The sequence below is a fragment of the Leisingera sp. F5 genome (assembly GCF_001593695.1).
Map to the genome: position 1 here is coordinate 1 of NZ_LUKH01000157.1, position 4,701 is coordinate 4,701.

Annotated in this window: 5 protein-coding genes; 3 read left to right on the forward strand and 2 right to left on the reverse strand. The window is 61.6% G+C overall.

The window, feature by feature from the left end; genetic code table 11:
• The first annotated feature begins 355 nt into the window (after positions 1-355).
• Positions 356-1,699 carry a dimethylsulfonioproprionate lyase DddP gene (gene dddP / locus A2I95_RS26250; RefSeq protein WP_027259160.1) on the forward strand — a complete coding sequence of 448 codons (1,344 nt, stop codon included), beginning with the start codon at positions 356-358 and terminating at the stop codon, positions 1,697-1,699.
• Positions 1,700-1,767: 68 nt separating this feature from the next.
• On the opposite strand, the gene A2I95_RS26255 is transcribed toward dddP, so the two are convergent.
• Positions 1,768-2,301 carry an NUDIX hydrolase gene (locus tag A2I95_RS26255; RefSeq protein ID WP_291734650.1) on the reverse strand — a complete coding sequence of 178 codons (534 nt, stop codon included), beginning with the start codon at positions 2,299-2,301 and terminating at the stop codon, positions 1,768-1,770.
• A 95-nt stretch (positions 2,302-2,396) separates the two neighbouring features.
• On the opposite strand from A2I95_RS26255, the gene A2I95_RS26260 reads away from it, so the two are divergent.
• Positions 2,397-3,632: a bifunctional alpha/beta hydrolase/OsmC family protein gene (locus A2I95_RS26260; protein ID WP_027259162.1), complete on the forward strand. Its 1,236-nt coding sequence runs from the start codon at positions 2,397-2,399 to the stop codon at positions 3,630-3,632.
• 159 nt (positions 3,633-3,791) lie between these two features.
• Here A2I95_RS26260 and A2I95_RS26265 read toward each other — a convergent pair whose 3' ends face one another.
• The gene (locus tag A2I95_RS26265; protein WP_027259163.1) at positions 3,792-4,130 is read right to left on the reverse strand and encodes a hypothetical protein; all 339 of its coding nucleotides are present in this window, start codon (positions 4,128-4,130) and stop codon (positions 3,792-3,794) included.
• 86 nt (positions 4,131-4,216) lie between these two features.
• Between A2I95_RS26265 and A2I95_RS26270 the strand changes: the two genes are divergently transcribed.
• The coding region (locus A2I95_RS26270; RefSeq protein WP_291734655.1) for a lyase family protein at positions 4,217-4,701 on the forward strand (485 nt) is incomplete at its 3' end.

Genomic DNA, 4,701 nt, shown 5'->3' on the forward strand with positions numbered 1-4,701 from the left:
AACCAATGGCGCCTCAATGGCTCACTTGTCCAGCACCAGCCGCACCGCACGCTCGCGGACCTCAGGAGAATACTTGTTTGTTGTCTTGCTCATTGTGGCTTCATCCTAATCAGGAGGTGAAGCCTCCGGAAAACCCGGGGCGGTTCACTTCGAAACCCGCACGGCTGAAACAGCACCGGATCCTGAAACCTAATCGCATAAAAGCGCCGCCATGCCCCCCGGCCTGCGCAACGGCATTCAGCTGCGGTGCTGCAGCATGGGTCAGAAACGACTGTAATACCCGTCGTTTTCTGCAGCGAATCTACCGGCAGACGGCGGCACATTGGACAGACCTGTGCAGCGACGGAGGCCACGCATGAACGAGCATTACCGCGACATCCGCAAGATCGACCCCACCCGCGGTGCCAATCTGGGCGACAACACACCGAACAACAATGACCGCGTCGAAATCGGCCCGACCCAGCTGGCTTTTGGCGAATGGGCCGAAGCCGGACTGCAGCTGCCCGATTTGCAGGCCATGCGCAGTTTCCGCTGGGAGCGGCTGACCCGTTTCATCAACGACCGCGGCTACGCCGGCCTTCTGGTGTTTGACCCGCTGAACATCCGCTATGCCACTGATAGCACCAATATGCAGCTGTGGAACACCCACAACCCGTTCCGCGCTCTGCTGATCTGCGCTGACGGCTATATGGTGCTGTGGGACTACAAACAGTCGCCGTTCCTCAGCGAATTCAACCCCCTTGTGCGTGAGCAGCGCGCTGGCGCGGACCTGTTTTACTTCGACCGCGGCGACAAGGTGGATGTGGCAGCGGATGTGTTCTCCAACGAGGTCCGCAAACTGCTTGAGGAACACAGCGGCAGCAACAAACGCCTGGCAGTGGACAAGGTCATGCTGCACGGGCTGCGCGCGCTGGAAGCACAAGGCCTGGAGATCGTTCCTGGCGAAGAGCTGACCGAGAAATGCCGCGCTGTGAAAGGCCCGGATGAAATCCTGGCGATGCGCTGCGCCAGCCATGCCTGCGAAACCGCAGTGGCGGCAATGGAGGTTTTCGCCCGCGAAAACGTGCCCGGCGGCAATATCTCGGAAGACGACGTCTGGGCAGTGCTGCACGCCGAAAACATCCGCCGCGGCGGCGAGTGGATTGAAACCCGGCTGCTGGCCTCCGGCCCGCGCACCAACCCGTGGTTCCAGGAATGCGGCCCCCGCATCATCCAAAACAATGAAATGATCAGTTTTGATACCGATCTGGTGGGGTCCTATGGCATCTGCATCGATATCTCGCGCAGCTGGTGGATCGGCGATGAGAAACCGCGCGCCGACATGGTCTATGCCATGCAGCACGGGGTTGAGCATATCCGCCACAACATGGAAATGCTGAAGCCCGGCGTGAACATTCAGGAGCTGTCCAGGGCCTGCCACCCGCTGGATCCGCAGTTCCAAAAGCAGAAATACGGCTGCATGATGCACGGTGTCGGCCTGTGTGATGAATGGCCGCTGGTCGCCTATCCGGATCAGATGGTCGAGGGCGCCTTTGACTATGAACTGGAGCCGGGCATGGTGCTTTGTGTCGAGGCGCTGATCTCCCCCGAGGGCGGCGATTTCTCGATCAAGCTGGAAGATCAGGTGCTTATCACCGAGGACGGCTATGAGAATCTGACCAAATACCCGTTCGACAAGGAACTGATGGGCGAATCCTGACGCGAACAACCGGCCCCGCCTGTACAGGCGGGGCCGGGACATCCTGCGGCGCCGTCAGGCGCCTCCGCTTAATAACAGCTGAGCTTTTCACGCAGCACCAGAACGCCCGGTGACTCCGTCACCTCCTCCAGCCGGTCCAGCGGCACCCAGGCCAGCGCATAGGATTCCCCGCTCACGGCAATTTCCCAGGCCTCCGCCTGGAACAGATACCGTACGTCATAATGCAGACGCGCGCGGTCCTTCGCAGTTTGCCGGATTTCGTGAATATCCACATCAAACACCTGGCCGGACAGCGGCTTGATCCGGGACAGTCCGCTTTCCTCATAGGCTTCTTTCAGCGCGACAAACGGCACGTCGGCAATGCCGTCGCAATGGCCGCCCAACTGCAGCCAGCGGTCCAGCTTACGGTGATGGGTCAGCAGAACGCTTGTCCTGTCCGGTGACATCACAAACGCAGAACCGGTGACATGGCCCGTCTCAGGATTACGGCCGAAGGCCTGAGGCTCGCTTTCGCAAAACACCCGCAAACGCCTCCACATATCCCGGTCGCGGGCTGTCCGAAGCTTGTAACATCCAACACCGCTCAGGCTCATTACGCTCATCTGCCTTCACCTTCCCGTGACGTTGCAGGCTGCCGCCTTGTTCAGGGCCCATTGCGCGCTCAATCTATGCAGAACACCCAACAAAGGCCACGCCCATGCCCGCTGAACGCGTCTCCTTCCCCGGCCATGCCGGAACACCCCTTGCCGCCCGCCTTGACTTGCCCGAGGGACCGGTCCTTGCAACGGCGCTGTTTGCCCATTGCTTTACCTGCTCCAAAGACATCCCGGCCGCGCGGCGGATTGCCGGGCGGCTGGCGGCGATGGGGATCGCGGTGCTACGGTTTGATTTCACCGGATTGGGGCATTCCGAGGGGGAGTTCGAAAACACCTCCTTCAGTTCCAATGTCGCGGATCTGATTATGGCGGCGCAATATCTGGCCTCGCGCGGCATGGCGCCCTCGTTGCTTATCGGCCATTCGCTGGGCGGCGCGGCGGTGCTGCGGGCGCGGGCAGGCATCCCGTCTGTCAAAGGCGTGGTGACACTGGGCGCGCCGTTCGATCCCGGCCATGTCTCGCACCATTTTGACGCGGCACTGCCGGAGATCGAGGCAAAGGGACGCGCTGAAGTCTGCCTGGGCGGACGGCCGTTTGTGATCGGCAAGGAGTTCGTCGACGATATCAACGCCGAAGCACTGGCGCCTGCAATTGCGGAACTGAAGGCGGCACTGCTGGTGCTGCATGCCCCGCGGGATGAAACAGTAAGCATCGAAAATGCGGCCTCAATCTTTACCGCGGCCAAACACCCCAAAAGCTTTGTCACCCTGGATGATGCCGATCACCTGATCACCCGCGCAGCCGATGCGGAATATGCCGCCGAGGTGATTGCCGCCTGGGCCGGGCGCTATGTCAGAATGGCCCCGCCCGCGCCGCCGCCCGGTGCGCCCGAAGGCATCCTGCGGGTGACCGAGGCGGACTCGGAGGGCTTCTTGCAGGACGTGCAATCCGGCCCTTATCACCACACCTATGCAGATGAGCCGTTGGCCTATGGCGGCACCAATCGCGGCATGTCGCCTTATGGCTTCGTGGCGGCCGGGCTCGGCGCCTGCACCTCGATGACGCTGCGCATGTATGCCCGCCGCAAGGGCTGGCCGCTGGAAGGGATCAGCGTCGATATCAGCCACGACAAGGTGCATGCCCAGGATGCCCAGCCGACGGGACCGGCCAAAATCGACCAGTTCACCCGGGTGATCCACCTCTGCGGCCCATTGAGCGATGAACAGCGGACCAAGCTTATGGAGATTGCCGACAAATGCCCGGTACACCGGACCTTGGAAAGCGGCGCCAAAGTGGTGACACATCTGGAAACCTCACACCAGGCGGAAACTGTGTAACTGTCAAAAACCAGAGACCTCCCGCGCCCGGCCGTTGCAGGAAACCTGCAACGGCAGCGGCCTTGGGCCCGGCGCCGCGCCTTATTGGCCCGGCGCCGGGCCCAGCTGCGGCAGGCCTTCGCCAGAAGGCCGCAACGCAGGCGGGAGCCCCCCTTGCTGTCAGTCAGAGTAACGGCCTGTGGTGATGTCGCCGCCCTCGCCAACAAACCGCAAAGCCTCACCGTCGCTTTCCAAAACAAAACAAGCCCACAGGTCCGACGGCGGCCAGGTGGAGCAGTATTTGCTGTCCCGCACGCCCCAATAGCCCCAGCTGTCATGGCCGGCATTGTACAAGGTCCGGCCCGTGGCCCGGAACTCCTGCCAGGCACCGCTGCCGTAGGTCAGCTTGCGCCCTTCCAGCGCTGCCTGCACTTCCTCTCCGCTCAACGCCCGCCATTCCGCCGCCGCAAGCGGCGAAACTGTCAATGATACCGCAATCATCAGGGCAATGTGCCTCATGTCCGCCTCCCAGCCTTGCTGTCACGCCTTACCTGATCTAATAGGCCGGGCATCTGCTGCACAATCACATAAAGGTGCTTTCGCCCATGATCCCCCGCTATGCCCGCCCCGAGATGGTCGCCATCTGGTCGCCTGAGACCAAATTCAAGATCTGGTACGAAATCGAGGCCCATGCCTGCGAAGCCATGGCAAACCTTGGCGTGATCCCGCGCGAAAATGCTGATGCCGTGTGGAAAGCCAAGGACGTGGAGTTTGACGTCGCCCGCATCGACGAGATTGAAGCCGTCACCAAACACGACGTCATCGCCTTCCTCACCCATCTGGCTGAGCATGTCGGCTCTGAGGAAGCCCGCTTTGTGCATCAGGGCATGACTTCGTCGGATGTGCTGGACACCTGCCTGAACGTGCAGCTGGTGCGTGCCGCCGATATTCTGCTGGACGGCATGGACAAGCTGCTGGCCGCGCTGAAGAAACGCGCGCTGGAGCATAAGAACACTGTGCGTGTGGGCCGCAGCCACGGCATTCACGCCGAGCCCACTACTATGGGTCTGACCTTCGCCCGCTTCTATGC

Bases quoted from the DNA above. Each gene is read 5' to 3' on its own strand.
- A2I95_RS26265 (WP_027259163.1), bottom strand. From the start codon at position 4,130: ATGAGGCACATTGCCCTGATGATTGCGGTATCATTGACAGTTTCGCCG.
- A2I95_RS26260 (WP_027259162.1), top strand. From the start codon at position 2,397: ATGCCCGCTGAACGCGTCTCCTTCCCCGGCCATGCCGGAACACCCCTT.
- dddP (WP_027259160.1), top strand. From the start codon at position 356: ATGAACGAGCATTACCGCGACATCCGCAAGATCGACCCCACCCGCGGT.
- A2I95_RS26255 (WP_291734650.1), bottom strand. From the start codon at position 2,301: ATGAGCGTAATGAGCCTGAGCGGTGTTGGATGTTACAAGCTTCGGACA.